14 protein-coding genes are annotated in these 24,284 nt (G+C 68.0%); 6 read left to right on the top strand and 8 right to left on the bottom strand.

Features of this window, described 5'->3' with window-relative positions; genetic code table 11:
- Positions 1 to 122: 122 nt before the first annotated feature.
- Positions 123 to 3,581: a hybrid sensor histidine kinase/response regulator gene (locus tag VG561_RS18285; protein WP_262093727.1), complete on the bottom strand. Its 3,459-nt coding sequence runs from the start codon at positions 3,579 to 3,581 to the stop codon at positions 123 to 125.
- 207 nt (positions 3,582 to 3,788) lie between these two features.
- Positions 3,789 to 5,936, bottom strand: coding sequence for a S46 family peptidase (locus tag VG561_RS18290; RefSeq protein ID WP_032957842.1), 2,148 nt, complete (start codon positions 5,934 to 5,936; stop codon positions 3,789 to 3,791).
- A gap of 126 nt (positions 5,937 to 6,062) precedes the next feature.
- Between VG561_RS18290 and VG561_RS18295 the strand changes: the two genes are divergently transcribed.
- From VG561_RS18295 to VG561_RS18305, 3 genes are read left to right on the top strand one after another with little or no spacing between them, the layout of a single operon-like run.
- On the top strand, positions 6,063 to 7,751 hold the full coding sequence (locus VG561_RS18295; protein WP_046433293.1) for a molecular chaperone HscC: 1,689 nt from the start codon (positions 6,063 to 6,065) through the stop codon (positions 7,749 to 7,751).
- Positions 7,748 to 9,202 carry a heat-shock protein gene (locus tag VG561_RS18300; RefSeq protein ID WP_230548429.1) on the top strand — a complete coding sequence of 485 codons (1,455 nt, stop codon included), beginning with the start codon at positions 7,748 to 7,750 and terminating at the stop codon, positions 9,200 to 9,202. Before VG561_RS18295 ends, VG561_RS18300 begins: the two co-directional genes overlap by 4 nt.
- Entirely contained in the window at positions 9,199 to 10,446 is a 1,248-nt protein-coding gene (locus VG561_RS18305; protein ID WP_111205389.1) for a heat-shock protein, read from the top strand. The genes VG561_RS18300 and VG561_RS18305 overlap by 4 nt, the downstream gene beginning before the upstream one ends.
- Before the next feature lie 11 nt (positions 10,447 to 10,457).
- Here VG561_RS18305 and VG561_RS18310 read toward each other — a convergent pair whose 3' ends face one another.
- The 4 genes from VG561_RS18310 to glyQ form a co-directional block, all read right to left on the bottom strand.
- Complete coding sequence (locus tag VG561_RS18310) at positions 10,458 to 14,312, bottom strand: translocation/assembly module TamB domain-containing protein (protein ID WP_423179859.1); 3,855 nt, start codon at positions 14,310 to 14,312, stop codon at positions 10,458 to 10,460.
- Entirely contained in the window at positions 14,309 to 16,105 is a 1,797-nt protein-coding gene (locus VG561_RS18315; protein WP_049407641.1) for an autotransporter assembly complex protein TamA, read from the bottom strand. The genes VG561_RS18310 and VG561_RS18315 overlap by 4 nt, the downstream gene beginning before the upstream one ends.
- Before the next feature lie 213 nt (positions 16,106 to 16,318).
- Positions 16,319 to 18,394, bottom strand: a complete 2,076-nt coding sequence (glyS, locus tag VG561_RS18320) for a glycine--tRNA ligase subunit beta (RefSeq protein ID WP_142235021.1) — start codon at positions 18,392 to 18,394, stop codon at positions 16,319 to 16,321.
- A gap of 87 nt (positions 18,395 to 18,481) precedes the next feature.
- Positions 18,482 to 19,393 (bottom strand): glycine--tRNA ligase subunit alpha, encoded by a 912-nt coding sequence (glyQ, locus tag VG561_RS18325; RefSeq protein WP_014648902.1) that lies wholly within the window; start codon positions 19,391 to 19,393, stop codon positions 18,482 to 18,484.
- A gap of 83 nt (positions 19,394 to 19,476) precedes the next feature.
- Between glyQ and VG561_RS18330 the strand changes: the two genes are divergently transcribed.
- Genes VG561_RS18330 through VG561_RS18340 form a run of 3 tightly spaced genes read left to right on the top strand, consistent with a single transcriptional unit; the run spans position 19,477 to position 22,991 of the window.
- Positions 19,477 to 21,312: a GspE/PulE family protein gene (locus VG561_RS18330; RefSeq protein ID WP_014648903.1), complete on the top strand. Its 1,836-nt coding sequence runs from the start codon at positions 19,477 to 19,479 to the stop codon at positions 21,310 to 21,312.
- Entirely contained in the window at positions 21,284 to 22,030 is a 747-nt protein-coding gene (locus VG561_RS18335) for a glutamine amidotransferase (protein WP_014648904.1), read from the top strand. The genes VG561_RS18330 and VG561_RS18335 overlap by 29 nt, the downstream gene beginning before the upstream one ends.
- Positions 22,031 to 22,079: 49 nt before the next feature.
- On the top strand, positions 22,080 to 22,991 hold the full coding sequence (locus tag VG561_RS18340; protein WP_197605212.1) for a BPSS1780 family membrane protein: 912 nt from the start codon (positions 22,080 to 22,082) through the stop codon (positions 22,989 to 22,991).
- 85 nt (positions 22,992 to 23,076) lie between these two features.
- Here the strand turns inward: VG561_RS18340 and tatC are convergent, their stop codons facing one another.
- Positions 23,077 to 23,826 (bottom strand): twin-arginine translocase subunit TatC, encoded by a 750-nt coding sequence (gene tatC / locus VG561_RS18345; protein ID WP_005420449.1) that lies wholly within the window; start codon positions 23,824 to 23,826, stop codon positions 23,077 to 23,079.
- A complete protein-coding gene (gene tatB, locus VG561_RS18350; RefSeq protein WP_032957854.1) occupies positions 23,823 to 24,281 on the bottom strand; it encodes a Sec-independent protein translocase protein TatB in 459 nt (152 codons plus the stop codon). The genes tatC and tatB overlap by 4 nt, the downstream gene beginning before the upstream one ends.
- Positions 24,282 to 24,284: the final 3 nt, after the last annotated feature.

Consider the following 24,284-nt stretch of genomic DNA (forward strand, 5'->3'; position numbering starts at 1 on the left):
CGATCCGCACGTGGCGCATTTCCAGCGAAACGCGCAGGCAGGGCTGGTTTGTATAGCGATGGCTATATCGGCGCCGCCATGCGTTCGGGAGCCGAGCACGGGCTCGGCTCTACAATTGCCGATCAGGCATCGCTATTGCCGGCATCGCGCAGCGCGCCCAGGAAGGCGCGCAGCGAGGCCGGCTTGATCGGCTTGGTCAGCACGCGGTAGCCGCGTTCGCGTGCCATCCGCTTCAGTTCGTCGCGGCCATCGGCGGTCAACAACGCACCCGGCAGCGGGTAACCGGCGGCTTCACGCAGCGCCACCAGCGCATCCAGGCCGTCCATGCGGTCGTGCAGGTGGTAGTCCACCAGCATCACCTGCGGCCGGTCGGCCACTTTCTCCAGCGCCTGATCCACCGTCGATGCCGTAATCACCTGCACCTGCCAGCGACCGAGCAGCGCGCGCATGCCGTCGAGGATCTCTTCGTCGTTGTCTACGCACAGCACGCGCAGGCCCGCCAGCGAATCGCTGCGCAGCGGCGCGGCTGCGGCCTGTACCGGCGCGGCCAGTTCGGTATAGCCCGGCAGCGGCGCCACCCGCGGCAGGATGATCGAGAACATCGAGCCCTTGCCAACCCGGCTGCGCGCATTGAGGCGATGGTCAAGCAGGCGCGAGATGCGCTGGCAGATCGACAGGCCCAGGCCCAACCCCTGTTCGCCCCAATCGAACGGCTGCTGGTAGCGGTGGAACTCGTCGAAGATCTGCCGCATGTGGTGCTCGGGAATGCCCGGGCCGGTATCCCATACCTGCAGCTCCACTTCGTTGCCACGCTGGCGCACCGCCAGCACGATGCGGCCCTGGCGGGTGTAGCGCAGCGCATTGGCCAGGAAGTTCTGCAGCACGCGGCGCAGCAGGCGGCGATCACTGCGCACCCAGGCCGGACGCGTGAACAGGTCCAGGCGCAGGCCACGGCCGGCGGCGACCGGCGTGTACTGCGCGGCCAGTTCGCGCATCAGCGCGCTCACGTCGAACTCGCCGATCACCGGGTGCAGGCCACCGGCATCCAGCCGCGACACGTCCAGCAGGCCATCAAGCAGTTCTTCGGCAGCACGCAGCGACGCATCCACGCGCTCGGCCAGGTGCTTCTGCTCGTCGCTCACATGGTCGCTGTCGCGCAGCGCCGAAGCAAACAGCCGTGCGGCGTTCAACGGCTGCAGCACGTCATGGCTGATCGCCGCCAGGAAGCGGGTCTTCGACTGCTGGGCGACCTCGGCCTCGTGCGAGCGCTCGGCCACGCGCTGTTCCAGCGTCTCGTTGGCCTCCAGCAGTGCTTTTTCCGCGTGCTTGTAGTCGGTGATGTCGTTGTAGCTGGTCACGTAACCGCCGCCGGGCAGCGCCTGGCCGCGCATCTCGATCACCTTGCCGTCGCTGCGGGTGCGCTCGAACACGTGCGGTGAACCGGCACGCATGTAGCCGATGCGGCGGTTGATCTGCACTTCGATATCGCCCTCGCCCAGCTCGCCGCGCTCGGCGTTGTAGCGGATCAGGTCGGCCACCGGGCGGCCCACGTAGAGCATGCCGTCGGGGTAGCCGAACATGTCCTGGTAGCGGCGGTTCCATGCGGTCAGGCGCATGTCCGGATCAACCACGCTGACCCCGGCGCTGATGTTCTCCAGCGTGGTCGACAGGATCTCGCGGTTGAAGCGCAGCTCCTGCCCCGCTTCGTCCAGCACCGCCACCACTTCGCCCAGGTCCATGCCCGAGCCACGCAGCAGGCTGGTCAGCAGCAGGCGCGCCGATGCCGCGCCGATCGAGGCCGCCAACAGACGCTCGGTGAACTGTACCCACGGCCGGTCCGCAGGCGCCGAGGATTGCAGCTCGCGGCCCAGCGACTGCGCCTGCTCGAAGAACGAACGCCGCGCGTGGCGCTCGCCGACCACGCGCGAGGCCAGTGCCAGCAGGTCGCCCACGTGCACGTGGCCGGGCCAGCCGCCGGCCACCGACGGGCGTTCGGCATACGGGTCGAGGAAGGGGGCAGCGCGCAGGCGCTCGTCGACGCCGGGTCGCCAGCGTGCGGACACCAGCATCATCGTCGCCGCATTGACCAGCAGCGACCAGAACGTGCCATGGGTCAGCGGATCCCAGCCGGTCATGCCGAACAGCTGCTGCGGGCGCAGCCACTCAATGCCGAACGGGCCGTGCTGCACCCAGGCGGCATCGACCCAGCCGGCCATGGTCATCGCCGGCAACAGCAGGGTGTACAGCCAGGTGGCGAAGCCGAGCAGCATGCCCACCTCGACGCCACGCCGGCTGGCACCGCGCCAGTACAGGCCGCCGATCAGGCCGGGCGCGAACTGCGCCACCGCTGCGAACGCCATCAGGCCGTACGAGGCCAGGGTGCTGTCGTTGCTGCTGGTGCGGTAGTAGCTGTAGGCCATCAACGCCAGCAGCAGGATCGCCAGGCGGCGGATCCACAGCACGCGCGAGGCGACGTCGGCGGCCTCCTGGTGGTCACCGCTCCGACGCAGCAGCACCGGCATCACCAGGTCGTTGCTGACCATGGTGGCCAGTGCGATGGACGACACGATGACCATGCCGGTGGCCGCCGAAAAGCCGCCCACGTAGGCGATCAGCGCCAGCGCATTGCGGCCTTCGGCCAGCGGCAGAGCCAGCACCATCGAGTCGTCGGCGACGCTGCCGCCGGTGCCGAACAGGGTCACGCCGGCGGTGGCGATCGGCAGCACCATGCCCGAGATCAGCACCAGGTAGCCGCCGAACATCCAGCGCGCGCGGCGCACGTCGCGCACATCGCCGCACTCGACCACGGCCACGTGGAACTGGCGCGGCAGGCAGATGATGGCCAGGAAACTGAGCAGCGTCTGCGAGATGAAGCCCACCGGCGGCAGGCCGGTGAACAGCGTATGCACCGACTCGACCACCGCGTCGGTGCGGTTGCTCAGCCACAGGTAGGCGAACACGCCCACGGCCAGCATCGCCAGCAGCTTGATCACCGATTCGAAGGCGATGGCCAGCATCATGCCGTGGTGGTGTTCGGTGGCATCGACCTGGCGGGTACCGAACAGGGTGGCGAACAGCGCCATCAGCAGCGCCACGTACAGCGCGGGATCGGTGAAGAAGCCGGTCGGGCCGGTGTTGCCGGTCAGCACCTGCAGGCTCATCGCCACCGCTTTGTACTGCAGCGCCAGGTAGGGAATGATGCCGATCAGCGCGATGATCGCCACCAGCGCCGCCAGCCGCCGCGAGCGACCGAAGCGCGAGGAGATGAAATCGGCGATGGAGACCACGTTCTGGCTGCGCGCGATCAGCGCCAGGCGCTCGATGATGCGCCAGCCGAACAGCAGCAGCAGCAGTGGGCCGATGTAGATGGGCAGGTAGCCCACGCCGTTGCGCACGGCGGTGCCGACCGCGCCGTAGAAGGTCCACGACGAGCAGTACACGGCCAGTGCCAGGCTGTAGACCACCGGCCGCAGCCACGGCCGGTCGGGGTACATCGGCCGACGGTCGCCCCACCACGCCACGCCGAACAGCAGCGCGGCATAGGCAACCGAGACCAGCAGCAGGATCCAGCTGGAGACCACGCGTGCGTTTCCGTCAGGACAGGGGTCAGTAGATCACGACCGCTGGTCGTGCGGGTAGGTCATGGCGGTGGGTCACGACCATTGGTCCGTCTGGTGGGTCACGACCGTTGGTCGTGACGGGGACATCCGTGCCCACTAACAGTGGGCACCTACCGGGAATCAATGGGCACCCACCAGGAAGCGGTGGGCGCCTGCCAGGTACCGGCGTTATTGGGCCGGCACGCCCATTTCCTTCAGCAGCTCGGGCGCCGGGTAGACCTTGGCCAGCAGCCAGCGCAGGTAGCGCATGTCCACGTGCACGGCGCGCTTGTAGCGCGGGTCGAACCACCAGCTGGCGCTGACCGACTCCCAGTTGCTGTCGAAGTTCAGGCCGATCAGTTCGCCCCTGGCGTTGAGCACCGGCGAGCCGGAGTTGCCGCCCGTGGTGTCCAGGTTGGTCAGGAAGTTGACCGTCTGGGTCTTCAGTGCCGGATCGGCGGTGCTGCCGAAGTCACCCTTGGCGATGGCGGCCAGCAGCGGCTTGGGTGCATCGAACGGGTAGGCGTTGGTGTTCTTCTCGACGATGCCGGCCACGGTGGTCACCGGCGAGTAGGTCACGCCATCGCGCGGGTGCAGCGCCTCGACCTTGCCGTAGCTGATGCGCAGGGTGCGGTTGGCATCCGGATACACCGCGCGGCCCTGCTTGGCACGCCAGGCGAACAGCGCCTGCATGTACGCCGGGCGCAGGCGCAGCTGCTCGCCTTCGCGGGTCTTGCTCTCGTTCTCGATGCGCAGCTGCGCGGCCACCAGCGGACCGGCCACGCTGATCAGCGGATCGGCGGCCAGTGCCTTGCCTTCGCGTGCGGCGGCAAAGCGCGACAGGCGCTGCGCTTCCTCACCCAGCTGGGTACCGGCATACAGGGTGTCCAGCGCCTTGGCCAGCTGCTGCGGGGTACGACCAAAGGCCGCGTCGAACTCGGCCACGCGCTGCGCGTCCGGCAGCTGCTGGTAGCGGGTCAGCAGGGTGGTCAGCAGGGCCTTCTCGACCTCCGGCGCGTAACGGCGCTGGACCTGCTTGAGCACCCCTTCGATCATCGCCTGGTCGCGCTGCTGGTAGCCGCTCTCGCGCTGCGCATCCGGCTTGGCCGATTCGATGCGCAGGCGTTCCAGCAGCAGCGCCGAGCGCAGCAGCTGGCTCTGCGCGGCCATCTGCTCCAGCAGCAGGTCACGCTCGCCCACCGCCGCACCCTGCGACAGGTTGGCCAGCAGCGCCTTGATGTCACCCTGGTACCTGCGGTCGGTGGCAGCCAGCATGGCCGTCTCGTCGGCGGCACGCTGGGCCTTCGCATCGCTGCGCAGCAGGCCTTCCAGTTCGCCGGCGGCGCGCTTGCGGTTGTTCTTCAGCGACTGCAGCTGCGAGGCGTAGCGGGTACGCGCCTGCGCGTCCTTGGCGCTGGCGGCCTCGATGGTGTCGATCATCTGCTGGAACACCGATACGCGGCGCGGCAGCACGGTATCGATCTGGCCGGCGAATTCGGCCGCGGTGCGGTGGCGGTAGGTGATGCCCGGGTAACCGGCCAGCATCGCGTAATCGCCTTCCTTCGGGCCTTCCACCGACATCTGCAGGTGTGCCGGCGCCTGGTAGGGCACGTTGTCCTTGCTGTAGGCGGCCGGCTTGCCGTCCTTGCCCACGTAGGCGCGCAGCAGGGTGAAGTCGCCGGTGTGGCGGGGCCACATGAAGTTGTCGATCTCATCGCCGTAGTTGCCGATCGCGCGCGGCGGCGCATACACCAGGCGCACGTCGCTCAGTTCCAGCTGGGCAATGCGGTAGAAATCGGTGCCGTAGTACATGTTGGCCACCGAGCAGCGCACGCTGCCGTCCTTCTCGCACTCGGCCACGATCTGCTTGCTGGCTGCATCCACGGCATCGAAGTAGGCACGGCCGGTCTTGCCACGGGCCTGCGCCAGCACCTGGTCGGTCACCTTGTCGAAGCCGACGGTGACCAGCACGCGGAAGTCCGGGTTGGCCGGGCGCTCGTCGGCACGGTCCCTGGCGATGAAGCCACCAGCGATCAGGTCGTGCTCGGGCGAGCTGTTGTACTGGATCACGCCCATCGCCACGTGGTGGTTGGTCAGCAGCAGGCCGTCGGCGGACACAAACGAACCGGTGCCACCACCGGCGCGCACCACGGCGCTCAGCGGCGGCGCGGTGACGTTGGCCAGGTCGGCCGGATTGCCCTTGAAGCCAGCGGCCTGCAGCGGTTGGGCCAGGTCCGGCAGCTGCGTCGGCATCCACATGCCTTCATCGGCGTGGGCGCCGGTGGCGAGGGTCAGGCCCAGGGCCAGGGCGGTGGGGAGGGCTTTGCGTGGTGACATGAGGCAATCCGGTACGACAGAACAGCCCGGGACCATAGCCCGTGGGGCGCTGTCGGGCAACGCCCGATAGTCAGGCCTGCGCCGCGCTCCTAGAATTGCCGTTTTCTGCACATCGGACGTTCGCAGATGATCGTCGGCATCGATCTTGGCACCACCCATTCCCTCATCGGCAGGCACACGGCAGCAGGGCCGCAGCTGTTCCCCAATGCCCATGGCGAGCTGTTGACCCCTTCGGTGGTCAGCCTCGTCGATGGTGCCGTACTGGTCGGCCAGCCGGCCCGTGACCGCCTGGTCAGCCATCCGCAGCAGACCGTGGCCCATTTCAAGCGCTGGATGGGCAGCGACCGTGAGACCCGGCTGGGTGAGCGCAGTTTCCGTCCCGAGGAGCTCTCGGCCATGGTGCTGCGCTCGCTGCTGGCCGACGCCGAAGCCGCCCTGGGCCACAAGGTGGAGGAAGCGGTGATCAGCGTGCCGGCCTACTTCTCCGACGCCCAGCGCAAGGCCACCCGGGCCGCCGGCGAACTGGCCGGCATCCGCGTCGAGCGCCTGATCAATGAACCCACGGCCGCTGCGCTGGCCTATGGTCTGCAGGAGCGTGACGGCGAAGGCCGCGTGCTGGTGCTGGACCTGGGCGGCGGCACCTTCGACGTCTCCATCCTGGAACTGTTCGATGGCGTGGTCGAAGTGCATGCCAGCGCCGGCGACAATTTCCTGGGCGGCGAGGATTTCCTGCAGGTACTCGTGCAGGCCTTCCACGCCGACCAGGGCACGTCCGCCAGCGACCTGTCCGCTGCCGAGCAGGCGCAGCTGCTGCGTCGGCTGGAACTGTTCAAGCGCGAACTCAGCCAGAGCGGCACTGCCAGCCTGCAGTTGCCCCTGGCCGGCAGCGAACGCCAGTGGCAGCTGGATGAAGCTCGCTACGCCCAGCTCTGCGAGCCACTGCTGCTGCGCATGCGCGCGCCCATCGAGCGCGCGATCCGCGACGCCCGGCTCAAGCCCGAGGCGCTGGACGACATCATCCTGGTCGGCGGTGCGGTACGCATGCCGATGGTCAGCAGGCTTGCGACCCGCATGTTCGGCCGGCTGCCGCTGCGCCATGTCCATCCGGACCAGGCGATTGCCTTGGGTGCCGCCGTTGCAGCGGGATTGAAGGCGCGCGACGAATCGCTGCGCGAAGTCGTGCTGACCGATGTCTGCCCCTACACGCTTGGCACGCAGGTGTCCCGCCAGGATGCTGCCGGTGGCGAGCGCAGCGGCTATTTCCACCCGATCATCCAGCGCAACAGCGTGGTGCCGGTCAGCCGCGAGGATCGCTTCTACCCGCTGCACGAGCGGCAAAGTGCCATCCGCATCGACGTGTTCCAGGGCGAGAGCCCGACGGTGGATCGCAACATCAAGCTCGGTGAGCTGACCGTGCCGCTGACCCATTCTGTCCCGATGCAGGAACGCAGCGTCACCGCCCGCTTCACCTACGACGTGAACGGGCTGCTGCAGGTCGAAGTCACCGAGGATGCCACCGGCAGGCGCCACGAGCTCATCCTGGAACAGAATCCCGGGCTGCTGTCACCCGAAGAGATCCAGCAGCGCCTGCGCGCGCTGGAAGCGCTGAAGATCCACCCGCGTGACGCCCAGCCCAACCTCGCGGTGATCGCCCGCACCGAGCGCCTGTACGAGGAACGCATCCATCACCGTGAACAGTTGCAGTCGTGGCTGAGCAGCTTCCGCCATGTGCTGGAGAGCCAGGATGCCGTTGCCGTCGAGCGTCATCGCCGTCAGCTGGACGAGGCACTCGACGCCCTCGAGCGCGATGCATGAGCTGGGCACTGCACGTCCTGGAGCTGGACCAAACGGCTGACGAGCGCGCGGTCAAGCGCGCCTATGCAAAGCGCCTGCGGGTGACTCGACCCGACGAGGATCCGGTCGCCTTCCAGCACCTGCATGAGGCCTATCAGGCGGCATTGGACTGGGTCCGCCAGGAAGCGCTGGCCGATATCGCGGACGAAGACGAACCGGCGGAGCATGCAACCGACATCGCACCCTGGCCGCCCGACGCAGACGTGGCATGGGCGCCGCCCGAAACGCGTTCGTACTCGCCTCCATGGCCACCTCGCGGCACGCCTGTGCTGCTGCGCACGGCACCAGTGGCGGAACTGGAGGGAGCGGTCCACGTATCGGGCCATGCGCACACGATCCTGCGCATGGCCCATCTGTCTTCCCCTGAAGACTTCGGCCCCTGGCTGGAGGCCACGCCGGTGCTGTGGTCGCTGCGCTACAAGCCATTGGTGGGCGACGCGCTGCTGGATGAACTGGCACGCAGTCACAACAGCGTCAGCGCAGCCAACATGGGTCTGCTGGCACGCTGCTTTGGCTGGGATGATGTACACGATGGCGTGGATCCGGACAGGCTGGCATCGATCCAGTCGCGCGGTCATCGGCGCTGGGCTGCCGAATCCGGCAATGCGGCGGAGCTGTCGGCGCTGCTGGAGGAGGAGGGCAGCCTGCGGCTGGGGAGGGTCACCCTTGCGCGTTGCCTGCGCTACCTGTCGCAGCCATGGCACGCGCGACGATCCCTCTGGCAGGCGCAGCTGCCCGAGCACATCATTGAGGTCAACGCGCTGCTGGATGCGCTGGAACGCGGCGGCCAGGAGCCATTGCCCGCCGCCTGGGATCGGCAGCAGGTGCAGTTCTGGCGCAGCCTTGCCGACGTTTCCCGTCCCAACCGCTGGCGTTGCCAGGTCAATGCGCTGCGGGGCGGCCTGTTGGCTGCCCTGACGCTCGCGATTGCCGGTGGCTCGACTCTCATGAGTCTTGCCCAGCGTGACCTGCGCACCGCCGCCGCGCTCGGCATAGGCGGCGTGCTGCTCGGGGTCCTGCTCGCCCTGGCCGGCGCTCTGTGGGTCCATGTCCGTTGGGCGCTGCGCCAGCTGACGCTGGATCTGTCCCCTTCGCGCTGGGGATGGCTGCTGGCGTTGCCAGCGCCGCTGATCGCCCTCGCCAGCCTGATCCTGGTCCATGGCCTGGATCTGCGGCTGGAAGGTACGTTGCTGCTGTTCCCTGGCCTTGCTCTGGCGACGGCACGCTGGATCCGGCGCGAGGATGGCCGGGGATTCCGGCCGCGCAACCTGATTGGACCGGGCATCGGCATGTTCGTCCCCGAAGTGGGCTGCGCCCTGGTCCTGCTGCTATGGACCACCTGGTTCCTGCGTGACAGGTGCCGTCGCCTGTCGATCGACCTGCCTCCTCCTGCTTCTGGAAACACCGTGTGAACCGGGCACTGGACGCTCTCGGGCTCGACGCCAGCGCCGACGAAAAGGCGATCAAGCGCGCCTATGCGCAGAGACTGCGCGCGGCACGCCCGGACGAAGACCCGGTGGCATTCCAGGCGCTGCACGAGGCTTACCAGCAGGCCCTGCTGTGGGCACGCAGCCGCACGCAATGGCAGGAGGAAAGCAGTGCAGAAGCGCTGTCGACGCCACCTGCAGACAACAGCCCACCCGGCCCACCGGCGCCGTACGACAGCCATTCGCCGATGGACCACATGCCGGTGCTGCATCATCCATGCACGCCCGACACCGACATGCCGGACGATGTGGTGGAGCCATCATTGAACCTGCCCCGGTTTGCGCGCCTGCTGATCAACACCGCCGGCGACGCCGACCCGGCCAGCTTCGAGCACTGGCTGGCCCATCGCCCGGAGCTGTGGTCATTGGCCGACAGGCCGCGTATCGGTGACGTGGTATTGCAGCAGCTGCTGCACCAGGGCCAGCCGCTGTGCGAGTCCAACTTCGATCTGCTGGGTCGATACTTCTGCTGGGATGAGATCCGGGCTGATATCGATCCCTACCGGGTCCGCGCACGGCGCAACCTGCTGCATCGCCGCTGGCAGCTGCAGCCGCGCAACCACACGGCCCTCACCGCAGCCCTGGACCGACCGCATGACCGGGTGTCCGTAACCGAGGCCCATGCCCGCATGGAACGCTTGACCCGACCGTGGCACTGGCTGCAATCGCTGCTGTCGGCCAGCGTGCCCGGGCGTGCTGGCATCATGCGGCAAACGATGCAGCGTCTGGGAGTGCATGGTGTCCGTGACACGCTGGCGCCACTGGACACGGATCAGGTCGCCTTCTGGATGGCGGTATCCCAACCCGGGCACTTCAATCTCATGAAGATGCAGGTGGCCATTGTCCGCTGCCTGCTGGGCGCTCTCGTCGTGCTGGCCGTTCTGGCGGCGCTGGCATTGCTCGGTGATGCCGCTCGCCCTATCGCGATCAGCACGTCCAGCATGAAACACGTGGCAATCCATGCCTCGGTGGTCATCGTGTCTGGCGTCCTCATGCTGACGCCTTTCGTTGGAGGCACCCCATCGCGGACGGCGTCCGCGCCAGCGCCCGTCGAGCCACCGTCGGCGCTTGATGGGCACGGCATGCTCACGCACGGGCCTCGTCCGCGCAGGCCAGCCCCCTCCTTCGCCGTTGTCAGCCAGACCGATCCCGACACAGAGGGTGGTTGAGGGGCAGCGGGTTATTTCTCCCGCCGCCAGTTGATCGACCCGCGGTTTTCCACGGTGCTCGACTCCACTTCCACGTCGAACCCGCGGCGCAGCAGGTACTTCAGCGTGATCACCGAACCGGCACCGACCAGCGACACGCCGTAGCCGACGTACAGCTTGGGCGAGATGTACTTGCCGACACCGATCACCGAGCCGCCCAGCGCGCGCGACTGGCTCACGCCGGCGTCGTCCAGGCCCAGCTTGGCGCCCAGCTGCGAAGCCAGCAGGCCGCTGCCCGCCGAGAGCGCCGCCGAGGCCGCGTTGACCTGCTGCGCCTGGTCGCTGCTGGCACCGGTCAGGCTGCGTCCCAGCACCAGATAGGCCAGTGCCTCGGACTGCGACATCGCCGGATCGGACCACACGTCCGCGCGCGGCTGCTGCGCACGCCCGGTCACGTCGATGCCGGCGGTGACATCACCGATCCGGCGCTCGGCGCGGATGTTGATGCGCGGGTCGGACACCGCGTTGTAGTTCCAGGTGAGGTTGCCGCGGGTGATGGTCAGGTCCTGCCCATACGCCTTGTAGCGGCCGCTCACTTCCAGGCCGCCATTGGCGGTCATTTCACGGCCGGGCTTGGCCCAGACCTGCATCTTGCCGGTCAGCGCGCCCTTCAGGCCGAACCCGGTCATCTTCACCTTGTCGCCGAGGCTGACCGTCAGGTCCATGTCCAGCGGCGAGGTGCGCGACTCTTCCGGATCGGCCGGGTCCAGCACCACCACGTCTTCGGACACCGAGGTGCCACGGTCCAGGCGCTCCAGGTCGATGTCGGCCTCGGGCACGTGCACGGTGCCACGCAGCTCCATCGCCGCCTTGGCCAACGTGAAGTCGAGGTTGGGGTTGGCGACGATGCGCAGCTCGCTGGTGTTGGACAGCAGCACGTTCTCGCCGTGGATCTTCAGCTGCAGCGGCTGTGCATCACCGAACCACGACAGGCCGCCGTCGACATACAGCGTGCCCTGGCCCGAGTTGGCCTGCGCGGTGATCTTGGCCGAGCCGTCGGGCTGGGCCACGAAGCTGCCCTTGCCCTGGTCGAAGGTCAGGCCAAGCGCGGGGAATTCGCCCTTGAAGTTGCTCAGCTGCGCGTCGCCGCCCAGCGACGGCTGCCCGCGCGTACCGCGCAGGCTGACGTGGCCTTCGATCAGGCCGGTCGGGCGCACGATGTCCGGCGAGAACAGCTCCAGCCAGTACAGCCGCGACATGTTGAGGTAGAGCTCACCGTTCAGCGGTGCGCTGGCTTCCCAGCCGGTCTGCATCTTCGCGTCGACGAAACCATTGCCCTGGAAGCCCATGCCCAGGTAGCCCTTGATGCTGGCCGGGGTCATGTCGAGCTTCAGCGAGAACTGGTCATAGCGCACCAGCTCGCCGCGGGTGGTATCGCCCACGGTGTTGCGGTTCTCGCCCAGGCGCACGCCGCCTTCCTTCGAGCGCACTTCCACATGGCCTTCCCAGGCCGCGCCACGCGGGCGGATCTGCGCGTCCAGGCTGACGTCGCCGCGCAGGTAGATGCGGCGGCCGGACTGCGGCGGCAGCCACGGCTGCACCAGCGCCAGCGGCAGCGCGTCACTGCGCAGCACCAGGCCTTCTCGCGGCCAGTTGGCCTGTGCGCACAGCGCGCCGCTGCTGGCGGCGGCCAGGCAGGCTTCGGACAGGGTGTAGGTGCTGCCGTTGATCGCGAACGCCGCCGGTGCACGCAGCGACCACGCATCACCCTTCACCGGTGCGATGCGCAGCGAGGCCAGCTCGCCACGCCACTGCGCCCCCTGCTGGCGCACACTGCCCTGCAGCTCGATCGCGCCCATCTCATTGCGGGTCTGCGCAGCCAGGCGCAGGTTGGACACACTGCCCTGCGCATCCACGTTCAAGCGCTCCAGCAGCATGCCGGCGTTGACCTGCTGGCCCTGCACCGCCAGCGTGCCGCTGTCGCCGCGCCACGGCAGGTGGCCCTTGATGCTCACGCTCTCGGCGCCGTAGCCCTCCCAGTTGAGGTTATTGCCGACCAGGTCGGCGGTGATGTCCGGCGCATCGCGCGGCCCCTTCACCTGCACCTGGCCGCGCAGGCCGCCGTCGGCGCCCGGCAGCAGGTCACTCAGCTGCAGCGGTTCGAAACGTGCATCGATGTCGAGGCGGTCGCCGACCTTGCCCGACGCGGTCACCCGGCTGCTACCCAGCGACAGCTTCAGGTCACCCTGGCCCTGCGCGCCCTGCAGCGCGAACTTGCCCTGTGCATCAAGGTTGCGCTGGCGCAGGATGCCCTTCAGCGACGGCAGGTCGACGGTGGCTTCCAGCGTGCCGGCCGTGCCCGGTGCGGCATTGGCCGGCGGCGGCAGCTGACGGCCCTTGGAGGCCAGGTTGCCGGACAGGCGGCCGTTCCAGCCCGGCACGAAATAGCCGGGGTCGAAGTCCTTCAGCGTGGCCTTGGCGTCCCAGTCCAGCTGCGGCGCCCAGGCCACCTGGCCTTCCACCTGCAGCTGCCCACCCGGCGTCTGCGCCTGCAGCTGGTGGATCGACGCGGCCTGGTCATTGCCGCGTACGTCGAACTGCAGCTGCGCCTTCTGCGCCTCGCGTTCGATCTCGGCACGGCCGATAGCCGCCCAGGCCTTCAGGGTACCGGCCAGGCCGAAGCGTGCTTCCTTCAGGGTGACCGGCACCGGTGCGCTGCCAGCCGTGTTCGGGTCGGGTGCCGGCACGTAGGTCAGATCGCGTGCGACCACCGAGAAATTGAGTTTCTGCTGATCGTCCTGGCTGAAGTCGGCGGTGCCTTCCAGCCGCGCTTCGCCACCGAGGCCCTTCACCAGCAGCGGTGAGACCTTCAGCACCTGGTCCTGCAGCGACACCACCGACGGTGCCAGTTCCAGCTCCTGGTCGCCCTGCTTCACCCTGCCGCGCAGGTTGGCATTGCCGCCCTTGCCGGCGGCGGTGAAGTCCAGCGACAACGGCGCAATCGCCGAGCTCGCCAATGCTGGCGACAACAGCGCCAGATCCAGCTCGTCACTGCGGATGCGGGCGCTCCAGCTCGGGTCGGTGCGGCCATCGAACACCAGCATCGCGTGCAGCGGCTTCGGCGCGCGCCCGGCTACGGCCACTTCCATGTGCGACAGGTCGCCACGTGCGACCAGGCCCACCGTAGCGGTGCGCCCACGCGGTGCTGGCAGCACCGCCGTCACCGTCACATCGGTGTCGTAGTCCTTGGCCGGAATGTAACGGCCCTGGGCGGTGAAATTGCCCATGTCGCTGTCCACGACCAGCTTGTGCGCCTGGAACTCGCCATTGGCGATCTCGATGCCGCCGCGCACCCGGCTGATGTCGATCACCGGTTCGTTGGCCTGGCTGATGCGGAAGCCGTCGATGGCGATGGCATCGGCCTGGATCGCCAGCGGCATTTCGATCTGCGGCAGCGAATCCGGCCACGATGGCAGCTTGAACGGCTCGTCACTCTTGGCCAGGTTCAGCGTGGCGTTAGTCAGCTCCAGCTTGTCCAGCAGCAGCTTGCGGCCCAGCAGCGGGCGCAGGTCCGGCTCCAGGTGCGCACGCTCGGCGTGGAAGTGGATGTCGTCGTAGCGGAAGTCGACGTTGTACAGGGTCAGCGGACCGGCTACCGGGCCTTCCACCTTGTCCCAGGTGAAGCTGGCGCCCACCGGCAGCCGCGCCACCACCTGGGCCAGCAGCACATCGCGGCCGGCCACGGTCTGCAGCAGCCAGTACACCGCCAGCAACGCCAGCAGCACCAGGCCGATCACGCCCACGCCGGACCACGCCCAGAAGCGGCGGCGGCGGTAGAAACGCACGCGCGGCGGCGGCGTGTTCGGGGTGGGTGCGGGCGTGCTCACAGGTCCGCTCCGATGTTGAGGTACAGCTGGAACTGCGAGTCCGGATTGTTCAGGCCGTGCGCGATATCCACCCGCACCGGGCCCACCGGCGATTTCCAGCGCACGCCGAAGCCGACGCCGGTATGCAGGTCAATGGTGTTGTCGAAGGCACTGCCGGTATCGACGAACACGGCCGCGCCCCAGGGGCCGCCATTGAAGTAGTGTTCGTACTCGGCCGAGCCGATCACCAGGTTCTTTGCGCCCAGCGCATATTTGTCGGGTTTGGGCGTGCGCGGACCAACTTCGCGGTAAGCGTAGCCGCGGATGCTGCGGTCTCCGCCGGCGAAGTAGCGCAGGCTCGGTGGCATCGCCACCAGGTCGCTGGTCCAGGTGGTACCCCCCTCACCGCGCAGGATCAGGCGGTTGCTTTCACCCACCGGGATGTACCAGCGCAGCACGGCGTTGGCCTGCACGAAGCTGGTATCCGAGCCGGCGCCTTCCACGCCGGCACGCACCGTCGCCGCGCCGCTGATGCCCTTGCGCGGGAACATCTCGTCGTCGACGTTGACGTAGTCGGCAACCATCTGCGGGTACACCAGCGTCGAGGTGTTGTAGACGGCGTCGGTGAATTCGGTGCCGGACGCGTAGCGCCAGCGCTCGCGCAGTGCGTTGATCGAGGCGATCGCGGTCCAGTGCTCGTTGATCTCGCCGCTGCGGCTGGCGATCAGCTTGAAGTTGCGCAGATCGATGTAGTCGGTCTGCTCGTCGTACGCGCTGGCGGCGAAGGTGTACCAGCCGTCGAGCCAGTTGAAGGCCGGAATGCGGTAACTGGTGACCAGGCTCTTGCGCTTCTGCGCATAGTCCAGCTGCGTGTTCATCTTGTGGCCGCGGTTGTTCAGGAAGCGCCGCTCGATGCCACCGCGTACACCCGGGCCGCTCTCGCTGCCGTAGCTCAGGCCGGCGGTATAGATGGTGCGCTTGGCGCGCGTCAGCTTCACGTCCACCGGCACTTCGCCGTTCTCGTCGGCCTGGTCCGGGCGCGGCTGGATGTCGATCACGCTGAAGTAGTCCAGCTTGGTCAGCGACTCGCGCAGCCGGTCCAGCTTGCCCTCGTGGTAGTAGCTGCCCTGGTCCCAGTAGACCAGTGGATCGAACAGCTTGTCGACGAAGTAGTCCTGCTGGAAGCGCACCGGGCCCATGTTGTAGCGGCGGCCGCTGTCCCAGGTCAGGTCGATGTCGGCGGCGTTGTCGGCGCGGGTGATCTGCACCTGGCGCTGGGTGTAGTCGGCGTCGAAGTAGCCGCGCTCGGCCAGGCGCCGGGTGATGGTGATCTTGCTGGCTTCGTACTGGGTGTGCTCGAAGCGCTGGCCCTTGCGCGGCTTGAACGCGGCCAGGTCATCCTGCAGGTACTGGTCGTACATCGCCGGGCCGGTGATGTCGATGTGCTCGCGGCGCACGGTCACCGGGGTGCCCTTGTCGACATGGATCAGCACGCGCACGTGTTCGTCCTCGCGCGGTGCCTCGACCTTGATCACCGGGTTGTAGTACCCGAACGGTTCCAGTGCCTGGCGGGTCTGCCGCTCGGCCTGCGACAGCAGGTACTCCAGGCGTGATTCGCCCTGTTCCTTGCCGATCGTGTCGTACAGCGACAGCGATTCCTGGATGTTCTCGATGATTGCGGCGTCGTCGCCCTTGTCCAATCCCTTGATGTCCACCTTGTCGATGGTGCCGCGCGCGTGGACCACGGAAGTGGCGGCCAACGACAGGACCATCAGCGGCAGGGCGTATTTCTTTGGCTGCATGCGGGACAGCATACCGACCGAAGGTGACGATGCGAAATGCATCACGTCATTCGGGATCGGTTGTTAAGTGGCGGTCAAAATACGCACCTTTGTGGCGATCATCGTGAATGCAGGCGAGGATGCCGGCATCGTGCGCGATGCCGGCAATGACCCCGATGGACATCCACCGGCGATGCGGTGCGCGGGGGTAATGCCGGCCAGCGGCCGGCACTACCGATACGGGCATCAGCTCGACAGATGCTCGATCGCCGCGACCTTGCCCAGGCGCTCGCCCAGCATCGTCAGCAGCGCCAGGCGGTTGCCACGCAGCGCCAGATCGTCCGCATTGACCATCACCCCGTCGAAGAACGCGTCGACCTGCGGGCGCAGGCGCGCCAGGCGTGCCAGCACGGCCACGTAGTCCTTCTGGTGCAGGCTGGCGCCGGTGTCGTCGATGGCGGCGGTGACCGCTTCGGCCAGCGCGCGCTCGGCGTCTTCCTGCAGCAGCGCCGGGTCGATCTGCGCCGGAATGTCGCCCTCGGCCTTGCGCAGGATGTTGCGGATGCGCTTGTTGGCCGCAGCCAGTGCTTCGGCTTCCGGCAGTGCGGCGAAGGTGCCGATCGCATCCAGGCGGCGGTCGAAGTCGTACAGCGAGGCCGGCTTCAGTTCGGCCACCGCGTTGAAGTGCGTGGCCGGCACGCCCTTGTCGCCGTAATAGCCCTTCAGGCGGTCGAGAATGAAGTCGTACAGCTCGCCGACATCGGCCTGCACGTTGCGCGCGGCCAGGCCGGCGTTGGCGCTGGCCAGCAGCGCGCGCAGGTCCAGCTCGAAGCCGCTTTCGATGATCGTGCGGGCCAGGCCCAGCGCATTGCGGCGCAGCGCGAACGGGTCCTTGTTGCCGGTCGGCTTCAGGCCCGCGGCGAAACCACCGGCCAGCGTGTCGACGCGTTCGGCGATGGCCAGCACCTTGCCCAGCGGCGACAGCGCGATGTCATCACCGCCGAAGCGCGGCTGGTAGGCCTCGTCGATGGCCAGCGCCACCTCGGTCGATTCGCCACCGGCCACGGCGTAGTGGCGGCCGGCGATGCCCTGCAGCTCCGGGAACTCGTTGACCATGCGCGACTGCAGGTCGTTCTTGGCCAATTCGGCAGCCCGCCTGGCCTGCACGGCATCGGCACCCACCTGGGGTGCGATCACTTCGGCCAGGGCGGCCACGCGCGCCACCTTGTCGGCCACGCTGCCCAGCTTGGCCTGGTAGGTCACTGTCTTCAGGCCGTCGCCCATCGACGCCAGGCCCTGCTTCAGGTCCTCGTCGAAGAAGAACTTGGCGTCGGCGAAGCGCGGGCGGATCACCCGCTCGTAGCCCTTGGCCACTTCGGCCACGTCCTTCGATTCGATGTTGGCGATGCCGATGAACTTCTCGGTCAGCGTGCCTGCGGCATCCAGCACCGGGAAGAACTTCTGGTTGATCTCCATCGTTTCGATCAGCGCTTCCTGCGGCACTGCCAGGAACGCACGTTCGAAGCTGCACAGCACCGCCGACGGCCACTCGACCAGGTTCACCACCTGCTCCAGGTTGTCGTCGGTGATGCGGGCGCTGCCACCGGCCCTGGCCGCGGCGGCCTCGACCTCGGCGACGATGCGCGCACGGCGCTCGCGCGGGTCGACCAGCACGAAGGCGGCGCGCAAGGCTTCAACATAGTCCTGCGGCTGGGCCAGCGACACGGGCTGGTCGTGGTGGAAGCGATGGCCACGGCTGACACGGCCGGCCTGCAGGCCGAACAGTTCGGCCTCCACCACCTCGGTACCGTGCAGCAGCACCAGCCAGTGCGCCGGGCGGGCAAAGCCCCAGGTGTGGTCGCCCCAGCGCATCGGCTTGGGAATCGGCATCGCTGCAATCGCCTCGCGCAGGATCTCCGGCAGCAGGCTGGCGGTGCGTGCGCCCGGGGTCACCGCGCGGTGCACGAAGCGCTCACCCTTGTTGTCGGTGGTCTTCTCCAGCGCGGTCCAGTCGATCCCGGCCTTGGCGGCGAAGCCCTGCAACGCCTTGGTCGGCTGGCCTTCGGCGTCCAGTGCGATGTTCAGGTACGGGCCCAGCACTTCGCTGTGCTGTTCCGGCTGTTCCAGGCCCACGCCCGGCAGCAGCACGGCCAGACGGCGGGGGGTCGACAGCGGGCGTGCATCACCCAGTTCCAGCGCGACGCCGCGCGTGCGCAGGCCTTCGACAACACCGTCGAAGAACGCCTGGGCCAGGCCCGGCAGCGCCTTGACCGGCAGCTCCTCGGTGCCCAGTTCGATCAGCAGGGGGGACAGTTGGCTCATCGGTTCGATCCTGTGGTGGGGGCGCAGCGCGCGACGCGTCCGGCGCCCCGGGTAGTTGATGAAAAGCGGGTGGGTGCCGACGGCCCGTCAGGCCTTCTTCGCGCCCGGGAAGCCCAGCTTCTCGCGCTGCTCGTAGTACGCCTTGGCCACCGCCTGGGCCAGCGCGCGCACGCGCAGGATGTAGCGCTGGCGCTCGGTCACGCTGATCGCGCGGCGTGCATCGAGCAGGTTGAAGGTGTGGCTGGCTTTCATCACCTGCTCGTAGGCCGGCAGCGGCAGGCCCACCTCGACCAGCTTCTGCGCTTCACGCTCGCAGGCATCGAAGCGGTGGAACATTTCGTCCACGTCGGCGTATTCGAAGTTGTAGGTGCTCTGCTCGACTTCGTTCTGGTGGTAGACGTCGCCATAGGTCACCGGTTGCCCGTCCGGGCCGTAGGTCCAGACCAGGTCGTAGACGTTGTCGCAGTTCTGCAGGTACATGCACAGGCGTTCGAGACCGTAGGTGATCTCGCCCAGCACCGGGCGGCACTCCAGGCCACCGGCCTGCTGGAAGTAGGTGAACTGGGTCACTTCCATGCCGTTGAGCCAGACTTCCCAGCCCAGGCCCCAGGCGCCCAGCGTCGGCGATTCCCAGTTGTCCTCGACGAAACGCAGGTCGTGCACCAGCGGGTCGATGCCCAGCGCCTTCAGCGAATCCAGGTACAGCTGCTGGATGTTGTCCGGCGCCGGCTTCATCGCCACCTGGTACTGGTAGTAGCGCTGCAGGCGGTTCGGGTTCTCGCCGTAGCGGCCATCGGTCGGGCGGCGCGACGGCTGCACGTAGGCCGCGTTCCAGCGTTCCGGACCGATCGCACGCAGGAAGGTGGCCGGGTGGAAGGTACCGGCGCCCACCTCCAGGTCGAGCGGCTGGATGAGCACGCAGCCCTGCTGTGCCCAGAACTGGTTCAGGGTCTGGATCAGGCCCTGGAAGGTGATCGGAACGGTCGGGGTCGCGGACATGCGTACGAGTCTTGGCCGGCAAGGGGGTGCGTTAGTATAACGGCCGACCTGCGGGGCATTCCGTACCCGGGAGGAGCAGGCAGATGGAACATCGGCTGCCGGTGGGCACGCCCGGCGAGCCAGGCGACATCCCGCTGCCGTGGGGCCGCCTGCATTTCGAACAGGTCTGCGCAGCGCTGCTGGCCGATGGCCTGGTGGCCGAGCACGACGTCGAGCGCATGCGGTTTTCCGCACAGGGCGCGCGCAATGCCAGTGAAGTACACCCGCTGGTGTTGCTGTCCAACCTCAAGCTGGCCGCCCGCGACGGTGGCGAACTGACCCTGGAACGCCTGACCGAATGGCTGGCCCGGCGCACCGGCAGCCGCTACCTGCGCATCGATCCGACCCGGGTCGACGTCGCTGCGGTCACCGCGCTGGTCTCCCACGCCTACGCCCGCCGCCACCGCTTCCTGCCGCTGGCGGTGGATGCCGAACGGGTGCTGGTGGCCACCAGCGAGCCGCTTGTGCAGGAGTGGCGCCGCGACCTGCAGCACCTGACCCGCCGCAGCATCGAGCTGGCGGTGGTCAATCCGCTCGACCTGCACCGCTACACCATGGAGTTCTACGGGGTGACCCGCTCGGTGCGTGGCGCGCGCGGCGATGTCCGCGGCGAAGCCAGCACCACCCTGCCCAGCTTCGAGCAGCTGGTCGAGCTGGGCCGTACCGGCGACGTCAATGCCGACGACCAGCACATCGTGCACATCGTCGACTGGCTGCTGCAATATGCCTACGAACAGCGCGCCTCGGACATCCACCTGGAACCGCGCCGCGAGATGGGGCGCATGCGCTTCCGCATCGATGGCGTGCTGCACAAGGTCTTCGAGGTGCCACCGGCGGTGATGACCGCCGTGGTCAGCCGCATCAAGGTGCTCGGCCGCATGGACCTGGCCGAACGCCGGCGCCCGCAGGACGGCCGCATCAAGACCCGCTCGCCGGGCGGCCGCGAGGTCGAGATGCGCCTGTCGACCATGCCCACCGCCTTCGGCGAGAAGTGCGTGATGCGCATCTTCGACCCGGATGCCGCCTTCAAGAGCATCGACCAGCTGGGTTTCAGCCCGCAGGAGGCCGCCGGCTGGAATGCACTGGTCGAACGCCCGCACGGCATCGTGCTGGTCACCGGCCCGACCGGCTCAGGCAAGACCACCACCCTGTATTCCACGCTGAAGCGGCTGGCCACGCCGGACGTGAACGTGTGCACCGTGGAGGACCCGATCGAGATGATCGCGCCCGAGTTCAACCAGATGCAGGTGCAGGCCAACATCGACCTGGACTTCGCCAGCGGCGTGCGCACCCTGCTGCGGCAGGACCCGGACATCATCATGATCGGCGAGATCCGCGATCTGGAAACCGCGCAGATGGCGGTGCAGGCCTCGCTGACCGGCCATCTGGTGCTGTCCACGCTGCATACCAACGACGCGCCGTCGGCGGTCACCCGCCTGCTCGACCTGGGCGTGCCGCACTACCTGCTGGCCAGCACCCTCAACGGCATCCTCGCCCAGCGCCTGGTGCGCACCCTGTGCCCGCACTGCAAGCAGCCGCACACCCTTGGTGCTGCCGACTGGGCGGTGCTGGCTGATAGCCAAGCTGCATATCCAGATGCCGCCACGCCCTGTCGGCCGGTTGGTTGCCTGGAGTGCCGGCGCACCGGATTCCTCGGCCGCATCGGCCTGTATGAGTTGCTGCCATTGGGCTCGCGGCTGCGTGGGCAGATCCGCGCCGACATGGATCTGGCCGGTTTCACCCGTGCCGCGCGGGCTGAAGGGCTGCGAACCCTGCGCCAGGCCGGGCTTGAAAAGGTGGCGCAGGGGCTGACTACAATCGAGGAAGTCCTGTCAGTCCTGCCGCCCCCGGATGAACCCAGCCCCGTTCCTGATCCTTGAAACCGGCCGCCCGGTGCCGTCGCTGCGCCGCTACGGGCGCTTCCCGCACTGGATCCGGGTGGCCGCCGGGCTGGAAGAGCACGAGACGGTGGTGGTCGATGTCGAACACGGGGATGCCCTGCCCGACCCGCATGCCTTCGCCGGCGTGCTGGTGACCGGCTCGGCCGCCTTCGTCACCGACCACGCCGAATGGAGTGAGCGCAGTGCCGCATGGCTGCGCCAGGCCGCCCACGACGACCTGCCGGTGTTCGGCATCTGCTACGGGCACCAGCTGCTGGCGCACGCGCTGGGCGGGGAGGTGGCCTACAACCCGGCCGGGCGCGAGTCCGGCACGATCGAACTGGAGCTGCAGCCGCAGGCCGCGCAGGACCCGCTGTTCCAGGGCCTGCCGCAGCACTTCGCCGCCCACGCCACCCACCTGCAGACCGTGTTGCGCGCGCCCGACGGCGCCGAAGTACTGGCACGCTCGCCGCTGGATGGCTGCCATGCCTTCCGCTGGGGGCGCCAGGCCTGGGGCGTGCAGTTCCACCCCGAGTTCGCCACCCACCACATGCGCGGCTACGTGCGTGCCCGCGCCGACTGCATCGGCCGCCATGGCGGCTGTGCCCGCAGCATCGAGCGCGCGGTCAGCGCCGCACCGCTGGCGCGCCAGCTGCTGCGCCGCTTCGTTCGCCAGGCGCGGCTGTCTTCAGCCCAGCCGGCGGCAAAACAGGGATAATCGGCGGCACGGGCAAGCGCCCGGCCCCTCCTGTCCTTCCCGGATGTCCATGAAAGAGATTCGCAAGCTGCCGGCCTCGGCGGGCGCCCAGTGGTTGCTGGATACGTTCTCGCTGTATCGGCGTGCGCCGCTGCAGCTGGCCCGGATCGGCCTGGCCTGGCTGCTGGTGAGCTGGGTGGTCACCCTGTTGTCGACGCTGATTCCCGGCGCCGCCGGCATGGCCGTGCAGCTGATGACCCTGGCCATCTCGCCGATCATGTTCGGCGGCATGCTGTACGCCGTGGGTGAGATCGACGAAGGTCGCCCGGGCCTGGCCTCGCACCTGCTGCAGCCGATCCGCGACCACCGCGTCAGCCACCTGCTGGTGCCGCTGGCGATCCAGGTGCTGGCGGTGCTGCTGCTGGGCGCGCTGCTGTTCCTGATGATCGGCCGCGAAGGCTTCACCGCCTTCAGCGAGGTCATGACCAAGATGGAAGAGATCAGCCGCAGTGGCCAGCAGATCAAGCCGGACGATGCTGCGGCGCTGGTGGCCAACCTGCCGGCCAAGCGCATCGCACTGTGGATGCTGCTGGTGTTCCTGAGCGCGGTCGCACTGTCGCTGGCAATGTTCACCCAGCCGGCGCTGGTGGTGTTCGACAAGCAGAGCGGCATGCACGCGCTGCGCCTGAGCCTGCAGGGCTGCATCGAGAACATCGGCGCAATGATCGTGTTCGCCGTGCTCGGCCTGATCGCCGCGTTCTGCATCTACATCCTGTTCGTGATCGTGATCCAGATCGCGATGCTGATCGGCGGCCCGCTGGCCGCCGCCTTCATCGCCCAGCTGGTGCTGACCACGGTGCTGATGCCGCTGTATGTCGGCGCGGTCTACGCCGCGTGGAAGCAGATGTTCGTGCACCGTGGCAGCCGCGCCGCACCGCCGATCCCGACCACGCCGACCTCGAGCGACATCTTCCACGCCTGATGAAAAAAGGGGACGGAGGGGATTAAGTCGTTAGCTGCACACACTGGGCATAAACGACTTAATCCCCTCCGTCCCCTTTTTTCTTTCAGGCGGCGGGCTTCTTGACTGCCGACGACGGCACCAGCCAGCGTGCGGCGTGGATGCCCAGCTCATAGAGCAGGCACATCGGGATCGCCAGCATCAGCTGCGAAACCACGTCCGGCGGGGTCAGCACCGCCGCCAGCACGAAGATGCCGACGATCGCGTAGCCGCGGCCTTCCTTGAACTGCTGCGGCGTCACCCAGCCCAGCAGCACCAGGATCACCATCGCCACCGGCAGTTCGAAGCTGCCGCCGAAGGCGAAGAAGATCGCCAGCACGAAATCCAGGTAGGCATTTGCATCCGGGGTGATCGCAATCACGTCCGGGCTGAAGGTGGTGAGGAAGTGGAACACCGCCGGCAGCACCAGGAAGTAGGCAAAGGCACAGCCGGTGTAGAACAGCAGCACCGAGGACACCAGCAGCGGCACCGCCAGGCGCTTCTCGCGCGCATACAGGCCGGGCGCGACGAAGGCCCACAGCTGGTACAGCAGCCACGGCACCGCCACGAACAGGGCAACGAAGAAGGTCAGCTTCAACGGCGCGAAGAAGGCGCCGGCCGGATTGGTGGCAATCATCGTCTGCCCGTTCGGCAGCTGCGAGACCAGCGGCTCGGCCAACGCGTTGTACAGCTTCTGGGTGAACGGCAGCAGCGCCAGCAGCACCACGCCCAGGCCCAGCAATGCGCGCACCAGGCGGCCGCGCAGTTCCACCAGATGTTCGACCAGCGAGCTCTCGCCGAAATCCTGTTCACTCATGGCTGGCGCTCCGTGCGCGGCGGCGGCGGCGCACCGGCTTCAGGGGGTGTCGCCGGCGTCGGCTCGGGAGCGACGCCCTCCTGTACCGGTGCATCGGCACGGGTCAGGCCGCTCATATGCGGCGGCAGATCCGCAGGCGCCGGTGCGCGTACCTCCTGCGCCAGCGTATCGCCCTGCTGCTGCGCCTCCTGCGCTTCGCGACGGATCGCTTCGCCGCTGGCACGCAGCTGGTTCTCGGTGTCCTGCATGCCCTGGCGAACGTCCTGCATCTGCCGCTTGATCTCCTCGGCCTGCAGTTCGCGCTCCAGTTCCTGTTTCACCGAATCCCATTGATTGCGGGCGCGACGCACCCACAGGCCGGCAAAGCGGGCCGCCTTGGGCAGGCGCTCGGGACCGAGCACCACCAGGGCGACCACGGCGATCACCAGCAATTCGCTGAAGCCGATATCAAACACCGC

It is taken from the genome of Stenotrophomonas sp. CASM110 (assembly GCF_049384345.1).
Lineage (GTDB): Bacteria > Pseudomonadota > Gammaproteobacteria > Xanthomonadales > Xanthomonadaceae > Stenotrophomonas > Stenotrophomonas muris.

Excerpts from the sequence above, each read along its gene's own strand:
- VG561_RS18290 (WP_032957842.1), bottom strand. The coding sequence starts at position 5,936 with ATGTCACCACGCAAAGCCCTCCCCACCGCCCTGGCCCTGGGCCTGACC.
- VG561_RS18295 (WP_046433293.1), top strand. The coding sequence starts at position 6,063 with ATGATCGTCGGCATCGATCTTGGCACCACCCATTCCCTCATCGGCAGG.
- VG561_RS18300 (WP_230548429.1), top strand. The coding sequence starts at position 7,748 with ATGAGCTGGGCACTGCACGTCCTGGAGCTGGACCAAACGGCTGACGAG.
- VG561_RS18315 (WP_049407641.1), bottom strand. The coding sequence starts at position 16,105 with ATGCTGTCCCGCATGCAGCCAAAGAAATACGCCCTGCCGCTGATGGTC.
- glyS (WP_142235021.1), bottom strand. The coding sequence starts at position 18,394 with ATGAGCCAACTGTCCCCCCTGCTGATCGAACTGGGCACCGAGGAGCTG.
- glyQ (WP_014648902.1), bottom strand. The coding sequence starts at position 19,393 with ATGTCCGCGACCCCGACCGTTCCGATCACCTTCCAGGGCCTGATCCAG.
- VG561_RS18330 (WP_014648903.1), top strand. The coding sequence starts at position 19,477 with ATGGAACATCGGCTGCCGGTGGGCACGCCCGGCGAGCCAGGCGACATC.
- VG561_RS18335 (WP_014648904.1), top strand. The coding sequence starts at position 21,284 with ATGAACCCAGCCCCGTTCCTGATCCTTGAAACCGGCCGCCCGGTGCCG.
- VG561_RS18340 (WP_197605212.1), top strand. The coding sequence starts at position 22,080 with ATGAAAGAGATTCGCAAGCTGCCGGCCTCGGCGGGCGCCCAGTGGTTG.
- tatC (WP_005420449.1), bottom strand. The coding sequence starts at position 23,826 with ATGAGTGAACAGGATTTCGGCGAGAGCTCGCTGGTCGAACATCTGGTG.